Genomic DNA, 15129 nt, shown 5'->3' with positions numbered 1-15129 from the left:
AAGAAGAGCTGCGGGAAATTCAGGCAATATGAAACGTCTCAAGATCCTCCGGCGGTGGTTTGCGCGGAAGCTTGGCCTTGCGCGGCTGATGTGCCTGGCGCTGCTGGTCGTCTTCGCCGGTGCCCGGCTCTGGGATCCGCCGCCGATCCAGGAATTGCGGCTGCGCACCTTCGACATGTTCCAGCTGATCGATCCGCGCCACAAGACGGCGCGGCCGGTCACCATCGTCGACATCGACGACAAGAGCCTCGCCAGGCTCGGGCAGTGGCCGTGGCCGCGGACGCGGATCGCCGATTTGATCCAGAACCTCACCAGCATCGGCGCGGTCGTGATCGGTTTCGACGTGGTGTTCTCGGAAGCCGACCGGCTCAACCCGGATCTGGTCGCGAGCCAGATGCGCTATCTGGACGACGCCACCCGCGCCAAGCTGCGCGAGCTGCCGACCAATGACCAGATCCTTGCCGATGCGATCAAGCGCTCGCGCGTGGTGCTGGGCGAGACCGGGCAGCGGGCGATCTCGTCGGAGATCGACAAGGAGCTCCCATTCACCGGCGTCGCGACGGTCGGCGAGGACGGTGCCGAACGCTTTCTGTTCGAATTCCCGGGCCTGCTGCGCAACGTGCCCGTCATCGAGAAGGTTGCGGCGGGCCGTGGCCTGTTTTCGATCAGGACCGAGCGCGACGGATTGATCCGCCGCGTGCCGATGATCATGCGCGCGCAGGGCATGGTCATGCCCTCGCTCAGCCTCGAGATACTGCGCGTCATCACGGGAACGCCGACGCTGCTGGTCCGGACCGACAAGACCGGCGTGCGGGGCGTGCGCCTCAAGGGCGTCGAGATCCCGACCGACAGAAACGGCCAGCTCTGGGTACATTACGCCCGCCAGGATCCCTCGATCTACGTCTCGGCGGCCGACGTGCTCGACAACACCGTGCCGCCCGCCAAGATCGCCGGCAAGCTGGTGCTGGTCGGCACCTCCGCAGTCGGGCTCAACGACATCAAGACCACGCCGGTGTCCTCGACCATGCCGGGCGTCGATATCCATGCCCAGGTGCTGGAGAGCGTGCTGAGCGGCGCGGTGATCTCCCAGCCGAACTACGCGCTCGGCGTCGAATTGATCGCCGCGCTCGTCATCGGCCTGCTCGTCATCATCTTCACGCCGAACCTCGGCCCGGTACGCCTCGTGCTTGCGGGCGCGATGTTCGCCGCCATCCTGGTCGGCGTGTCCTGGTTCTTCTACGCGCAGTACCGCTACCTCATCGACTTCACCTACCCGCTGCTGTCGACCACCGCGATCTACCTGACGCTGATCTTCGCCAGCTTCGTGCGCGAGCAGCGCCAGCGCGTGCAGATCCGAGGCATGTTCGCGCAGTACATGTCGCCCGTTCTGGTCGAACAGCTGGCGCAATCGCCGGAAAAGCTCGTGCTCGGCGGCGAGGAGCGCGAGATGACGATCATGTTCTCCGACGTGCGCGGCTTCACCACGATCTCGGAGAGCTACAAGCACGATCCGCAAGGTCTCATCACGCTGATGAACCGCTTCCTGACGCCGCTGACCGACGTGATCATCGATCAGAAGGGTTATATCGACAAGTACATGGGCGACGCCATCATGGCGTTCTGGAACGCGCCGCTCGACGATGCCGAGCACGAGGTCAATGCCTGCGAGGCCGCGATCCAGATGCTGGAGCGGATCGACGCGGTCAACAAGGAGCGCGAGGAGGAAGCCGCCGACGGCGGCCACGTCTACATCCCGCTCAATGTCGGCATCGGCCTCAACACCGGCATCGGCGTGGTCGGCAACATGGGCTCCGACCTGAAGAAGAACTATTCGGTGCTCGGCGACAGCGTGAACCTGGCCTCGCGCCTGGAGGGACAGTCGAAGGAATACGGTTTCCCGATCATCGTCGGCTCCAGGACCGCGCTCGCCGCCAAGGACAAGTTCGCGATCCTCGAGCTCGACTTCATCATGGTCAAGGGCAAGACCGAGCCGGAGGTGATCTACGCCGTCGCCGGCCGCGAGGACGTGATGCATTCAGGCTCCTTCCAGCGCCTGCGCAACGTCACCATCGAGATGCTCGGCTGCTACCGCAACCGCGACTGGCAGGGCGCGCTGGACGCCATCGAGCGCGGTCGTCGCAGCGAGGACGCCGACACGCTGGAAAAGCTGTTCAAGCTTTATGAAATCCGCATCAAGGAATTCCAGCTCAATCCGCCGGCTGAAGGCTGGAACGGGGCATACGCGCTGCTGACGAAGTAGGGGGCACACATTCGCTGTCGTCCCGGACAAGCGCGCCTCAAGCGCGCGCCGATCCGGGACCCATAATCCCAGGGAGGAGTTGCGGCGCGAGATCGGCAACCGCGAGTCTTCGCCAAACATCTCCCTGTGGCTATGGGGCCCGGGTCTGCGCTGACGCTTGCCCGGGACGACAGGGGTGTTTGACGCGGTAGATTGCCCTCACTCCACCCCGATCGTCGTCAGGTCCTGGAACCAGTGCTGTGCCTGGACGAACTGCTTGATCTTTGGCGACAGCGCATGCGGGTTGGTGTCGTGGACGACCCACACCAGCGCGGCATCGTCGACGATCAGTGCATGTGCCTGGGCCAAGAGCTCGTCCTGCTTGGCGCTGTCGAAGGTCTGCTTGGCCTCGTCGATCAGCGCGTCGACCTTCGGGTTCTTGTAGCCGCCCCAGTTGACGCCGACCGGCGCGATCTGGCCGGAATGGAAGAAGCGGACGATGGCGTAGAGCGGGTCGGAGGTGACATAGGCGATGTTGTTGGCGGTGATGCCGGCGTTCATCTCGTCGGCCGCGCCCTTGCGCCAATGCGTGTAGAGCGTCTCGAGCTCGACGACCTTGAAGTCGATGTCGATGCCGATCTCCTTGAAGCTCTGTTGCAGGAATTCGTTCATCGGCAGCGACAGCATCTGGCCGGTGCCGCCCTGCGCGATGATGAAGGTGGTCTTGAGCGGCTTGGCCTTGGAGTAGCCGGCTTCCTCGACCAGCTTCTTCGCCGCCGCAAGGTCGTATTTCAGCTCGAAGGTCGGCTTGCCGAACCACGGGCTCGACGGATCGACCTGGCCCTTGGCGGGTTTTGCCAGGCCGTTCATCAGGCCGACCACGGCCTCACGATCGATCGCAAGGTTCAGCGCCTTGCGCAAGCGGATGTCGGTCCAGGGCGAGCCCGGCAGCACGCTGAGATGATAATTCCAGACATGCGGCGTGACGTTGTCGACGAGCTTCATGCCGGCCGCTTTCAACTGTGGCACGGCGTCCGGCGCCGGCGTCTCGATCAGGTCGACTTGCCCGGCGAGCAGCGCGTTGGTGCGCGTCAGCGCTTCGGGCATCGGCACCAGCACCAGCTTGTCGACCTTGGGGATGCGCTTCTTGTTCCAGTAGTCCGGGTTCTTGGTGAGCTCCGCAAGCTCGCGCGGCACCAACTTGGTCAATTTGAACGGGCCGGTGCCGGAGGGCTGGCTGGCGAACTTGTCCCAGTCCTTGCCGAGCTTCTCGTACTGCGCCGGGCTCGAGACCAGAAACCACAGCATCTGATAGGGAAAGAAGGAATCGACCGTCTTGGTGGTGATCTCCACCGTGGAATCGTCGATCTTGGCGTAGCTTGCGACGGATGGCAGGCGGGTCTTCACCTGCGCGCTCTGCCGCTTGTCGAATTGCGGCGCCTTGTCGTTGAGCACCTTGTCGAGATTCCAGATCACGGCATCGGCGTTGAACTCGCTGCCGTCGTGAAACTTCACGCCCTTGCGCAGCGTGAAGCGCCATTTGGTCTTGTCGGCATCGTCCACCTTCCATTCGGTCGCGAGGCCCGGCACCAGCTTGCCGGGACGATCGGCGACGTCCATCTCCCAGGCGACGAGCGGATCGTAGATCGTGTAGGCCGTGAACTGATAGGCGCCGGCGCCGCGATCGGGCTGGCCGGTCGTCAGCGGAATGTCCGCCATCGAGATGCCGTAGCGCACCACCGTTTCGGCGCGCGCCGAGATCGCGGAAATCGCCAGCGCAAGCACGGCGAAACAGGTCGTTAGTCGGATACGCATGGCCCAAAGCTCCCAGGAGATTTCGGGGCCAAACTTGCAATCTTGATGCCAGAATAGGCAGCGACGTGCCTCCGCAGACGTGCGATCACAAAGACTTGTCGTCGCAGGGGCAATTTGCAGAAAAAGTTTCCCCATTGGCACAGCCATTGCATACGATTGCATCAAAATTAGTCATTGAAAGCCGGAAGAGGACTGAGACGATGCTGATCAAGAACAACAAGACCCGCGCGGCGCTGATCGCGTTGCTGGCGCTCGGCAGTGCCGCCGCATGGCCGCGTGTGGCCAGCGCGGAAACGGTGCTGCGCATCGGCATGACCGCTGCCGATATTCCGCGCACGCTGGGCCAGCCCGATCAGGGCTTTGAAGGCAACCGCTTCACCGGCCTCACCATGTATGACGCGCTGACCGGCTGGGACCTGTCCTCCGCCGACAAGCCGAGCGTGGTGATCCCCGGGCTTGCCACCGAGTGGAAGGTCGACGATGCCGACAAGACCAAATGGACCTTCAAGCTGCGCCCCGGCGTCACCTTCCATGATGGCTCGCCGTTCAATGCGGACGCCGTGGTGTGGAACGTCGAGAAGGTGCTGAAGCAGGATGCGCCGCAGTTCGACGCCAGCCAGGTCGGCGTCACCGCCTCGCGCATGCCGACGCTGGCTTCCGCGAAGAAGATCGACGACATGACGGTCGAACTCACCACCAAGGAGCCCGACAGCTTCCTGCCGATCAATCTCACCAACCTCTTCATGGCGAGCCCGGCGAAGTGGCAGCATTTCTATGACAAGGCGGAAGGCGCCGACGCCAAGGCCAAGTCGCAGGCCGCCTGGACTGCCTTTGCGAAGGATGCCGCGGGCACCGGCCCGTGGAAGATGGCGAGCTTCACCCCGCGTGAGCGGCTCGAGCTGGTCAAGAATGCGAGCTATTGGGACAAGGCGCGCGTGCCCAAGGTCGACAAGATGGTGCTGTTGCCGATGCCGGAGGCGAACGCCCGCACCGCGGCGCTGCTCTCCGGGCAGGTCGATTGGGTCGAGGCGCCCGCGCCGGACGCGCTGCCCGAGCTCAAGCAGCGCGGCTTCAAGCTCTATGCGAACGAGCAGCCGCATGTCTGGCCGTGGCAGTTCTCGCGCATCGAAGGCTCGCCCTGGAACGATATCCGCGTGCGCAAGGCGGCCAACCTCTGCGTCGATCGCGAAGGCCTCAAGGACGGCCTGCTCGCCGGCCTGATGGTGCCTGCGACCGGCACCTTCGAGCCCGGCCATCCCTGGCGCGGCAAGCCGGCTTTCGAGATCAAGTATGACAAGGCGGCCGCGCAGAAGCTGATGCAGGAGGCCGGCTTCGGCCCGAACAAGAAGCTCGAGGTGAAGATCCAGACCTCGGCCTCCGGCTCGGGCCAGATGCAGCCGCTGCCGATGAACGAATATCTCCAGCAGGCGCTCGCCGAATGCTATTTCGACGTGAAGCTCGACGTCATCGAGTGGAACACGCTGTTCACCAACTGGCGCCGCGGCGCCAAGGATCCCTCGGCCAACGGCTCCAACGCGACCAACGTCACCTATGCGGCGATGGACCCGTTCTTCGCACTGGTGCGCTTCCTGCAATCGGGCATGGCGCCGCCGGTCTCGAACAATTGGGGTTTCATCAACAATCCCAAGTTCGACGAACTGGTGAAGAAGGCGCGCCAGACCTTCGATCCCGCCGCGCGTGATGCCGCGCTCGCCGAGCTGCACGCGGCTTCCGTCGACGACGCCGCCTTCCTCTACGTCGCCCACGACGTCGGCCCCCGCGCCATCAGCCCGAAGGTCACAGGCGTCGTGCAGCCGAAGAGCTGGTTCATCGACTTCTCGCTGGTGTCGATGCAGTAGTTCGCGCCACACGCACGCTGTACCCTCTCCCCTTGTGGGAGAGGGTGGCTTCGCGATAGCGAAGCCGGGTGAGGGGTCTCTCTCCGCGAGTGACCCTCTCTCTCATTCGATAATGCTGTAACCGCGGATAGAACCCCTCATCCGGCGCTTCGCGCCACCTTCTCCCACAAGGGGAAGCCGATTTCCGCGAAAAACGCAACACTCTCAATGGCTAACCCCGCGAGTGTCCGTCAGGTGTCGGGAATAGCAATTCTGCAATGATTCCCTGCATTTCTGCATTGCCTCGTGATCCGCCCACTGTGCCGGGACCGGTGCGCTTTCTCGCCGATCTCGACGTTGTGTCCCGATCCGCCGGACCCTTTGGAAGGCCGCTGATCCGTTCGCGCGGCGGGCCCAGTGTCTCGGCCTTGGAAAGCACAGGCGGGGCGCGCTGCCGATCCTCTGCTACGATCAAGCGATGGGCTGATCTACACGATTCTTCGATCCGATCCTCCTGCCGGATGGTCGCAAGCTGCTCACGCTGCGCGATGCCGCCGAGTACATCACCGAGCTGCCGCAGGCCGAGCACGACGCGGCAGAGTGGCAGGCGGCGATGGAGACGCTGCTGCTCGTCGCTGAGCGCGACGGCCCGGAGATGATGGCGCGGATCGGGATGATGCGGGCGATCAACCGACACGGCGCGAAGACGACGCCCGCGCCGCGACGGAAACGGGCGAAGGCTTATCGGGTTGTTCGGTGATCGAAAATGGCGGGGCGTTCACTCGGGGTCGTCGAGCTTGTCCATCTCAGCCTTCGCCAGCGCTGTTGCTTTCTCGATGGCATCCTGTCGCGTGAGGGTGCTCGGGTTCAACCTGCGTGAGACTAGTACCCACTTTTCTTGGAACGTGAGTCGTGATTCAAGGTCGGGATGATACCCGAAGCAAGAGAAGTCCACCTTTCGAGGAAAGATCGCAAGGTGCTTGAGGCGTGCTGTCGCTCACCGGTGACGTTGCAGCGCGATTTGAAGCGGGCGCGGATAGTTCTGTTGGCGGCGGATGGGCGCAGCACCCGGTCGATCGCCAAGGAAGTTGGGGTCCAGCCGCGGATTGTCAGCCTTTGGCGGCATCGCTATGCCGACCATGGCCTTGAAGGGCTGCAAGACAAGCCGCGGCCTGGCAAGCAGCCGATCTATACGAAGACGACCGACAAGCGGATTCTGAAGCTGCTGGATAAGCCGCCACCGCAAGGGTTTGCGCGCTGGACCGGCCCCCTGCTGGCCGAGGCGCTGGGCGATGTCGATGTCCAATATGTCTGGCGGTTCCTGCGCAGCCACAAGATTGACCTGGTGGCTCGCAAGTCCTGGTGCGAGAGCAACGACCCGAACTTTACGGCCAAAGCCGCCGATGTTGTCGGCCTCTATGTCGCGCCGCCGGCGAAGGCCATTGTGCTGTGCGTGGACGAGAAGCCCTCGATCCAGGCTTTGGAGCGAGCGCAGGGTTATCTGAAGTTGCCCAATGGCCGCGCCTTGACCGGCCAAAGCCACGATTACAAGCGGCATGGCACCACAACATTGTTTGCGGCGCTCGAAGTCGCCACCGGAAAGATCATCGCGACCCATTCAAAACGCCGGCGCCGCGTCGAGTTTCTCGATTTCATGAACAGCGTCACCGCGGCTTTTCCGAACCGCAAGCTTCACGTCATCCTCGACAACCTCAACACCCATAAAAAGAACGAGGACTGGCTCAAGGCCCACCCCAACGTGCAATTTCATTTCACGCCGACAAGTGCGTCATGGCTCAATCAGGTCGAAGTATGGTTTTCCATCTTGCAGGGGCAGTCGCTCAGCGGCACCTCCTTCACGAGCCTCAAGCAGCTTCAGGAACACATCGATGCCTACGTCAACGCATACAACGACAGAGCCGAGCCCTTCGTCTGGACCAAGAAAAAGGTCCGTCAACGCCGTTTCAAAGGCCGCCGTATCACTCAGCTCTGATTCCGGGTACTAGGTTGTCCCAGTAGAATCTGACCGACTTTCGTCCGTCCGCGAACCATACTTCAAGGCTTCCGCAGTCGTCGTCTACACCACGGTGAGGGATGATGCGGATGGGATCGCCTTCGGCCATCGGTGAATTGCTACCTTCCAGTGAGACGGGGACAACGCCGCCATGTTCGGCCGCTGGTGCGTTCGCCGACCGCGCCGCCCAACCCAAGGCCAGCGGCCCTTCTGGGCGGTGTCCCGCAGCAAATCCAAGGGGGCGAGAGAGCCTCCCGGCTCGAGAAATGGTGGGGAAAGCCTGACTTCGCTTCAAGAGCCACAGGGTAACCCATGGTAGAAGGGCTCCGCTTGGAATGACGAAAACGCGCAATTCGGGGGCTGAGCCGTGAAGCTGGTGAGTGTTGAGGTCGATCACTTCAAAAACATTCTCAAATCGGGGACTGTAGCCATTCAGTCCGATGTCACCTGCGTGGTTGGCAAGAATGAGTCGGGCAAGACGGCGTTCCTACAAGCGCTGCATCGATTTAATCCCGCGCAGCCTAATGTGAACTTCAACGCACAACGCCAATACCCCGCTTGGCTGGAGAAGCAGCATCGACGCCAGAAAAATCTAGACGAGCACTGCCCAGTCGCGTGCACTTTCGAGCTTGAAAAGTCGGACCTCGAACCGGTCGAGGAAGCGCTCGGCCGAGGTGTTCTCAAAAACACGACAATCACGATTTCACGAACCTACGGCAATGAGTTTCGATGGGACGCCGAGATTAACGAGCCTTCTGTAGTCGCTCATATCGCGAGTGGGCTTCTGACCGGAGGCCCAACTCCGACTAGCGTTGATGATCTCAATAAGCTCATCGAAACGCTCGGCAGCAGCACACATGCTGATGAGGCTCAGACGGCGGCCGATCGCACATTGGCCAGCAATTTAGCAGACGCCCGAACCAAGGCTCTTGGAGAATGCCCATCGATCGGCGAGAGGTTCTGGGACCTTCTTCTGCCTCGATTGCCTCAATTCTTCTATTTCGATGACTACAGCCAACTCCCCGCGTCCGTAAAAATCCGCCAGTTGTTGGACAAAAAAAAGAGGGACTTGAATCCGGGGGAATTGACGGCGCGCGCTCTGCTCGCACTGGGCGGGGCGGATAATGAATACTTGCTCAACCCGGATTACGAAACCCGAAAGCGAGAGCTTGAGAATATCGCCAACGCGATAACTCACCAAGTTCTCGCGTTTTGGAGCACCAACCCCGAATTGCGCACTGAAGTCGATATGACTTTGAAGCAAGAGCCGACCTCCAACGGTCAGCAGCAGGTGTTGGACGAGCTAAAGATTCGACTATACGATAACCGTCACCTGCTCTCGTTGTCGTTCGACGAGCGCTCGACCGGATTTCGTTGGTTCTTTTCGTTCCTCGCCGCGTTTTCGGAGTACGAGAACAACAGCTCGCCCGTTATCATTCTCCTCGACGAACCCGGTCTCGGTCTGCACGCTCGTGCACAAGCAGATTTTCTTCGGTTCATTGACGAACGCTTGAGCAAGCGATGCCCCGTTATCTACACGACCCATTCACCCTTCATGGTGCAACCGGGCAAGCTGGAACGTGTGAGGCTCGTTCAAGACGGCGGCCGTGAGATCGGGTCACGGATTACCTCCAATGTCCTGTCTACGGACCGCGACACGCTGTTTCCGCTACAGGGCGCGCTGGGCTACGACATGGTCCAGCATCTCTTCATTGCGCCGCACAACCTCATTGTGGAAGGCACATCCGATTTCACTTATCTGAATCTGCTTTCGACGCATCTGGCGAGCATGGGGCGAACCGGTCTGGACCCGAAGTGGTCGATTATCCCGGTCGGAGGTGCTGACCTCATCCCATCCTTCGTGGCTTTGTTGGGAAATCACCTCGAACTAACGGTTCTCATCGACTCCCGAAAAGAGGGAAATCAGCGACTTCAACACCTGACGCAGCAGGGACTGCTGAGGGGCACCCGATTGATTGCGATCGGAGAAATTATCGGGACCAAAGTCGGCGACGTGGAAGACCTATTTGCGCCAGAAGAATACCTCAGGCTTTTCAATGAGGCGTTCGCCAAGTCCTTCAAGGTCGCCGATCTGGTTGGAAAAGACCCGATCGTCAACAGGCTCACTCGGCTTTTGAAGGTTGATCGATACGACCATGGCCTTCCCGCAACAGCGCTGCTTAAGAATTATCCGAGTATCCTGCCGACGCTTGCACCAGAGACGCTGACTAGATTTGAAAGCCTGTTTCAGCGCATCAACTCTACTCTCGGCACCTAAGTTAGCGACACACAATGAACATCGGTCGGGGATTGTTTCGCGCTTGGGTTCTGATCTCAGTTCTTTGGATCATCGGTGCTGGATTCGTCGCTTACATAATCATCGCGCCAGACACAGTGCGAGGCACATTCCAACCGGCCGGGGCAACAAAAGGCGGAGTAGAGCCTTGGAAGATCGACTTTAGTAAGCCGTTCTATGAAACTATGCGTTCGCCGTCAGTCGAGAAGTTAAGCGCCCAATTTTTTGAGGTTGAGTGGAAAGACCGAAGCCAATGGGACAAGGACCGCTCGATGGCCGTAGTTGAAATGCCTGACGGCAGCCGCCTTTACATGCATGATCAGTACAACGAAGCGGACAAGAACTACATCGCGCAACAGTTTTGGGATCAGCGGCGGAGCCGCTGGGGTCATGCTGCGGGCGTGATAGCAGGGTGGGCATTCGTCCCGTGTATCGTGCTATTTATTCTCGGATACAGCCTTCTCTGGGTTGGGAGAGGTTTCAAACAGGCCTGATTTTCTATCCTTCGCGGGATCTATTTGGTATCCTTATAGTATGGGTTTGGACGCCCTATGCGCGTCCTCGACGCGGCTATGGGCCGGATGGCCTGGGTTCTTGACCTTGCACCAATGATCGCAACGGCCCGCGCGATACGCGCGCTCGCGATGCTTCGACACAAGGCCCTCAAGGCCCATCTTGCAGGCCGCGCGGAATAGCTCGGGCCCCATCTCGCCCTGCTCGAACGGCGCGGCGTGGATGCCCTGGGGGTAACGCACCAGAAGCTGCGCGAGGTTCTGCTTGCGGAGAAACAGCGGCAGCTTGCGATAGTCGTCGCCTTCGCCCGCGAGCATGTCGAACGCGTAGAGCTGGACCTCGTCATTATGCTTGCCCGACTGCAGGGCATCGAAATCGGATATCCCGTCGACGCCCAGGACGACTGCTTCGCCGTCGATCACGAACCGCTCCTGGCGCAGCTTCAGCGCGGTCTCGACAATCCAGGGAAAGCGCTTCGACCAATCCAGGCCGGTCTTGCTCCGGAGGCGCACGACCTTGGCCTCCCGGATCAACATCATCCGGTCCGGTAGCCGTCGTGTTTGATTTCATGGAGCGAGTCGGGGCCAGAAGGAACCTCGGCCGCCTTGACCGGCAGGGCAGGCTCGAATGTGCTGGGCATTGGTCTGATATATAGGACGCGGCGGCGGATTGTGGAGTCCTTGACGGCGGCCCGAGCGGCGGGTTGGATTGGTCCCGCAGCCCATCGTGGAGCCTCTCGTTATGCGTATCTCCCCGTCGATTGTGCCTGGGTCCGAGCAGGACACATACCTCGTGCTTGATGACTACTGTGGTGATCGGGCTCGACTGTTGCTATGACCGCGGAGACCAACTGCCGCGCCTTGGCCGCTTCCTTTATTCCTGAGCGCTGGAACGTAGCGGCTTCAATCGGCGAGATCGAGTATCGAGAGCGAGATGCCGCGCCTAGCTGCTAGCCAGTCTTCTCTTTCTCGTTGGAGTCAAAGGCTGGATTGATCACGGATTGGGCGACGATCCATTTTTCCATTATGACCGTGATCCCAAGCTCTTTTTCCGTCTCCGCCCTTGCTGCGTTGAGCGCTGCGACCGCTTGCGTCTGATCGACAAACGAACCCTGCAAGGTGGTGTTCGGAAGAGTAAATAGAGTGTCGTCATCCACAATCCAGGGAGACCAGCCGCACTCGATCGCATTTGTAAGAAAGTGTTCGTGCGGGTCTGGTCTGGTCTCTTTCAGATCGTACGAGGCAATAAATCTGGGCATCATGGTTGCTCCGCTCTGTGGCCCACACGCGGACCTGGCGGCAGCGCGGACGTAACTCTGCGCCGTGGCGAGTGAGAACCCGACGCTGGCCCTACGGCGCCCGCGCTGCCAGGCGAAGTCAGCGGCGATGACTCGGCGCTCACGCCTCGGGAAGCGCTGTCCCTACCACGCGCCGCAAACTGCGGTGGCCAGCCGTCGCCTTTGGATTAGGCGAGACTGACCACCTTGGCGCCCCGAGAAGTGGGCCGACGAGGTCGAGTGATAATGCGCGCGTGAACGTCGGACCCAGCATGAACACCGTCAACGCGGGCCACGTAAGAAATCGTCCATGTTTGGTGTCCAGCCCATAATGTCGGCTAGATTTTTCGAGCGGGTGACGATTGTGAGGAACTCCTCAAGCATCCGCACCGCGGGTTCGGGCTTGTAGAGGGTCACCCACCCAGCTTTCTCAGGATATCTAAACGAAAACTCGACATGGTAGGGGGACATATCTCGAATAAACTCGTCAATTTCGGGGGTGAGGGACAATCCACACTCTGTCACCTTCACGAGCAGATCTTTGAGATTGTGAGAATGTTTTAGTTTTCCGCTGAGCTGCCCGTTCTCTTCGATTACAGATTTCAACGCATTCTCTATGCTGAACCCAATCAGAAGGTAGAGAGAAAGGCCAATTTGCTGAATGGTGGCAGTGGAAGGATCGGCGGCGATGATGCGTTTCGCGCCGTCCATCAAACCGACAGCCCACGCTAGTTTCTCAATGTGCAAGGTCGTCATAGTGGTGATGATGCTCTCGCGACTATTTGCCGGGCTGGAATTCGGCGCTGCGCATCTCCCGCTTCACTTTCTCCCATTCGGCTTTCAGGACCGCGCGGCCAGCCTCCATTAGAGGGCCGTCTCGCGCCTGGCGATCTGCGCTCTTTTCCAGATTGTAGATCTCGTCTGTGATGTCCCAAAGTGTCCGCTGCAGCGCTTCGTCTTTGTTCAGCAGCAGATCGAGTTGTGTCCCGAGCAAGACAATCTTCGCCCCTTCATCACTTGTCTTCCGTCGATCCTTCTGATACGGCCTCTATGCTTTCCCTATCCTCCAAATTCATCAAGATCGCATGATATTCCGCGAGCGTATTCCTTAAAGTGTCCATCCAGGAAATCCGCAACTTTGCGATCTCGCGAAAACCTGCGGTCTTCGCAGTCAACATTGCTGCGTCCGCTGAGGTCTGACTCGCTGCTGCCTGTTTTCTGCCGATCCACAGCGTGACTAGTGGGCCGCCTACATGAGGATTGTTGAGTATGTCGACGAGAAGATGGTCGACTTTGAAGGCATCATCATAGCATTCGAGCCGACGTGTCGCGTCGAGTATGGTTTTGCAGCTTTCTGCCTGCGCTGCTGTCGTCCAGCATACAGCCAAAAACCAAACAGGTATTCTGAGCATCGGGCAAACCGTGCAACCGTCGGCGAGTCCAAAGTCGACGCCGCTAGAGATTCTGTTCTCTTTAGCTTTATCCGGAGATGCCGTTAACCCACCATATCCGGGAGGGGTTGCTTACTTCTTCGCCCTCAGCCCGAGTCTCGATCAATTGCTTGATAGCATCGGAGCGCGTGGTGGCGTTCTTCGCGGCCAAATGATCGATAGCGCTGATGGTTTCGGCCGGGACGCGCGAGGACACCATGTTGGGCCGCTGAACCTCAAGCGGGGTGAAGCTGTGCAGATCATCTGCGCCAACAGTTGTGCGATCGCTGGTACCGCGTCCGTGCACTAGAAGCGAAAGAACACGATGTTTCAGCATCGCCAGGGGGCCGGACTCAGATGCCGAGCGGCTGGTAAGCTCGTATGCAACCGCGATGGTTGCCGGGCTGGACGGCCTCCTCGTCGTTCCGCTCGAGCGGGATGGCGCCGATGAGACGCAAGTCGTCGCTCGTAGCATCGAGTGCAGGCCGCTTAAACTCTAGCCGCTGAGGAGCCCGACCCTAGAGTCGCCTAATCAACCTCAGATCATTTGGTGACGGACAACGGTTGCGCCGCTTGTACGGCGCTAGCAACCGGTCGGCCCTCTGCTGAGATGATTCGTTATCGTGCAACACTTCGAGGCTGCAGACGCGAGCGATCGCCAAGGCGCGGCGCGAGATTCGCCGATGGTTCATGGATCTTGCTCTAGCTCTGATGCCGGTAGCGGACCGAGCTGCCGAGGCTCAGAAACCGCAATCGTGAACGGCCAATGTGCCTTCGGGTGTCCCTTGGACATGGGCGCACCGCCCCCGCCATCGGGTGTTAGCGCGATGGCCCATTGATCGGCGCTGATGCGTTCTTACTTAGGTTTCTGAGGCGCAGACCTATGATTGCATACAACCTAGACGTTTGCAACAGTTGTTTTCCACTCAAGCCGCGCGACGCCATTGCTGCCATCAAGAAAATTGCAATCCCATAATTTTTGCGAGGTCTCCTACACGAAACATCCGCGCGCGCTCGTAAGACGGAAGACACGTTGGTCGATAAGGAACGGCCCCTGATCCCCTGAGTCTTCGTGTCCACGGTTACGCTCCGCCTTATCAAACCCGAATTGCTCAGAACTCCTCCCGAACGCGCGGACTACGAACCTGCAAACCGTGCTGCCGTGGCTTTACTGCACTTACGACCGAAAGCCCAATACGGATATAGGCGCAAAAGACGGCGAATATGGCCAGTCCAAAGACGTGCCAAACTCCTAATTCGCTGCGTCATCTCTGAAAGAACGCAGCCTGTTCGTCTTAGCAATTTTTGGCGGAGATCTATTAACAGCGGACGTGATCAGGCCCGCAGGTTTTCTGCGCTGCTCTTGCCACGCTTGGGGTCGACTTTGACTTCATATGAAATCTTTTGGCCTTCTGCCAAACCCGAGAGACCAGCCCGTTCTACGGCGCTAATGTGAACAAAAATGTCGTTTTCACCGTCATCTGGAGCGATAAATCCGTACCCCTTTTGACCATTAAACCACTTCACAGTACCTGTTGCCATACGATCACTTCCTTTGCCGCCGCGCTCAGTCCATGCGCTGGTGGGTGATGGAGCCGAGAACAGAGCAACCGGCGTGCCGGATCGAAAATGCTCATCCTACAGAGATGGTGGGCTTCGAATCGACGGCAATGGAGGCAAAGCTGACAATTGCGTCCGATTGCCAACA

The 15129-nt window shown here is 59.9% G+C and carries 14 protein-coding genes; 6 read left to right on the top strand and 8 right to left on the bottom strand.

Features of this window, described 5'->3' with window-relative positions; genetic code table 11:
• Positions 1 to 28: 28 nt before the first annotated feature.
• Complete coding sequence (locus ACFLEY_RS37880) at positions 29 to 2260, top strand: CHASE2 domain-containing protein (protein WP_060908930.1); 2232 nt, start codon at positions 29 to 31, stop codon at positions 2258 to 2260.
• A gap of 198 nt (positions 2261 to 2458) precedes the next feature.
• Here ACFLEY_RS37880 and ACFLEY_RS37875 read toward each other — a convergent pair whose 3' ends face one another.
• Complete coding sequence (locus ACFLEY_RS37875) at positions 2459 to 4054, bottom strand: ABC transporter substrate-binding protein (protein WP_060908929.1); 1596 nt, start codon at positions 4052 to 4054, stop codon at positions 2459 to 2461.
• A gap of 200 nt (positions 4055 to 4254) precedes the next feature.
• Between ACFLEY_RS37875 and ACFLEY_RS37870 the strand changes: the two genes are divergently transcribed.
• The 5 genes from ACFLEY_RS37870 to ACFLEY_RS37850 all read left to right on the top strand — a co-directional run bounded on the left by ACFLEY_RS37870 (position 4255) and on the right by ACFLEY_RS37850 (position 10696).
• Positions 4255 to 5913 (top strand): ABC transporter substrate-binding protein, encoded by a 1659-nt coding sequence (locus ACFLEY_RS37870; protein ID WP_028173726.1) that lies wholly within the window; start codon positions 4255 to 4257, stop codon positions 5911 to 5913.
• A gap of 592 nt (positions 5914 to 6505) precedes the next feature.
• Positions 6506 to 6652 (top strand): hypothetical protein, encoded by a 147-nt coding sequence (locus tag ACFLEY_RS37865; RefSeq protein WP_306421866.1) that lies wholly within the window; start codon positions 6506 to 6508, stop codon positions 6650 to 6652.
• Between the two features lie 168 nt (positions 6653 to 6820).
• Entirely contained in the window at positions 6821 to 7885 is a 1065-nt protein-coding gene (locus tag ACFLEY_RS37860; protein WP_026192128.1) for an IS630-like element ISRj1 family transposase, read from the top strand.
• Between the two features lie 388 nt (positions 7886 to 8273).
• Entirely contained in the window at positions 8274 to 10184 is a 1911-nt protein-coding gene (locus tag ACFLEY_RS37855) for an ATP-dependent endonuclease (RefSeq protein WP_060911640.1), read from the top strand.
• Positions 10185 to 10198: 14 nt separating this feature from the next.
• Positions 10199 to 10696 (top strand): hypothetical protein, encoded by a 498-nt coding sequence (locus ACFLEY_RS37850; RefSeq protein WP_129557559.1) that lies wholly within the window; start codon positions 10199 to 10201, stop codon positions 10694 to 10696.
• Between the two features lie 33 nt (positions 10697 to 10729).
• Here ACFLEY_RS37850 and ACFLEY_RS37845 read toward each other — a convergent pair whose 3' ends face one another.
• From ACFLEY_RS37845 to ACFLEY_RS37815, 7 genes are all read right to left on the bottom strand, one after another.
• Positions 10730 to 11254: a DNA ligase gene (locus tag ACFLEY_RS37845; protein WP_396604365.1), complete on the bottom strand. Its 525-nt coding sequence runs from the start codon at positions 11252 to 11254 to the stop codon at positions 10730 to 10732.
• Positions 11255 to 11664: 410 nt separating this feature from the next.
• Complete coding sequence (locus tag ACFLEY_RS37840) at positions 11665 to 11976, bottom strand: hypothetical protein (protein WP_171901094.1); 312 nt, start codon at positions 11974 to 11976, stop codon at positions 11665 to 11667.
• 297 nt (positions 11977 to 12273) lie between these two features.
• Positions 12274 to 12747, bottom strand: coding sequence for a hypothetical protein (locus tag ACFLEY_RS37835; RefSeq protein WP_060911644.1), 474 nt, complete (start codon positions 12745 to 12747; stop codon positions 12274 to 12276).
• A 22-nt stretch (positions 12748 to 12769) separates the two neighbouring features.
• On the bottom strand, positions 12770 to 12985 hold the full coding sequence (locus ACFLEY_RS37830; RefSeq protein ID WP_060911645.1) for a hypothetical protein: 216 nt from the start codon (positions 12983 to 12985) through the stop codon (positions 12770 to 12772).
• Positions 12986 to 13004: 19 nt separating this feature from the next.
• Positions 13005 to 13403 carry a hypothetical protein gene (locus ACFLEY_RS37825; RefSeq protein ID WP_211433419.1) on the bottom strand — a complete coding sequence of 133 codons (399 nt, stop codon included), beginning with the start codon at positions 13401 to 13403 and terminating at the stop codon, positions 13005 to 13007.
• A gap of 67 nt (positions 13404 to 13470) precedes the next feature.
• Positions 13471 to 13758 carry a ribbon-helix-helix domain-containing protein gene (locus tag ACFLEY_RS37820; protein ID WP_171901255.1) on the bottom strand — a complete coding sequence of 96 codons (288 nt, stop codon included), beginning with the start codon at positions 13756 to 13758 and terminating at the stop codon, positions 13471 to 13473.
• Between the two features lie 998 nt (positions 13759 to 14756).
• Positions 14757 to 14963, bottom strand: a complete 207-nt coding sequence (locus ACFLEY_RS37815) for a cold-shock protein (protein ID WP_082756641.1) — start codon at positions 14961 to 14963, stop codon at positions 14757 to 14759.
• Between the last annotated feature and the right edge of the window lie 166 nt (positions 14964 to 15129).

This window comes from Bradyrhizobium sp. YCK136 (assembly GCF_044570075.1).
Classification (GTDB): domain Bacteria; phylum Pseudomonadota; class Alphaproteobacteria; order Rhizobiales; family Xanthobacteraceae; genus Bradyrhizobium; species Bradyrhizobium diazoefficiens.
Note: the sequence above shows the minus strand (reverse complement) of the source record. Positions and strands in the feature narration are given on the sequence as shown.

Bases quoted from the DNA above. Each gene is read 5' to 3' on its own strand.
- ACFLEY_RS37880 (WP_060908930.1), top strand. From the start codon at position 29: ATGAAACGTCTCAAGATCCTCCGGCGGTGGTTTGCGCGGAAGCTTGGC.
- ACFLEY_RS37875 (WP_060908929.1), bottom strand. From the start codon at position 4,054: ATGCGTATCCGACTAACGACCTGTTTCGCCGTGCTTGCGCTGGCGATT.
- ACFLEY_RS37870 (WP_028173726.1), top strand. From the start codon at position 4,255: ATGCTGATCAAGAACAACAAGACCCGCGCGGCGCTGATCGCGTTGCTG.
- ACFLEY_RS37865 (WP_306421866.1), top strand. From the start codon at position 6,506: ATGGAGACGCTGCTGCTCGTCGCTGAGCGCGACGGCCCGGAGATGATG.
- ACFLEY_RS37860 (WP_026192128.1), top strand. From the start codon at position 6,821: ATGATACCCGAAGCAAGAGAAGTCCACCTTTCGAGGAAAGATCGCAAG.
- ACFLEY_RS37850 (WP_129557559.1), top strand. From the start codon at position 10,199: ATGAACATCGGTCGGGGATTGTTTCGCGCTTGGGTTCTGATCTCAGTT.
- ACFLEY_RS37845 (WP_396604365.1), bottom strand. From the start codon at position 11,254: ATGATGTTGATCCGGGAGGCCAAGGTCGTGCGCCTCCGGAGCAAGACC.
- ACFLEY_RS37840 (WP_171901094.1), bottom strand. From the start codon at position 11,976: ATGATGCCCAGATTTATTGCCTCGTACGATCTGAAAGAGACCAGACCA.
- ACFLEY_RS37835 (WP_060911644.1), bottom strand. From the start codon at position 12,747: ATGACGACCTTGCACATTGAGAAACTAGCGTGGGCTGTCGGTTTGATG.
- ACFLEY_RS37825 (WP_211433419.1), bottom strand. From the start codon at position 13,403: ATGCTCAGAATACCTGTTTGGTTTTTGGCTGTATGCTGGACGACAGCA.
- ACFLEY_RS37820 (WP_171901255.1), bottom strand. From the start codon at position 13,758: ATGCTGAAACATCGTGTTCTTTCGCTTCTAGTGCACGGACGCGGTACC.
- ACFLEY_RS37815 (WP_082756641.1), bottom strand. From the start codon at position 14,963: ATGGCAACAGGTACTGTGAAGTGGTTTAATGGTCAAAAGGGGTACGGA.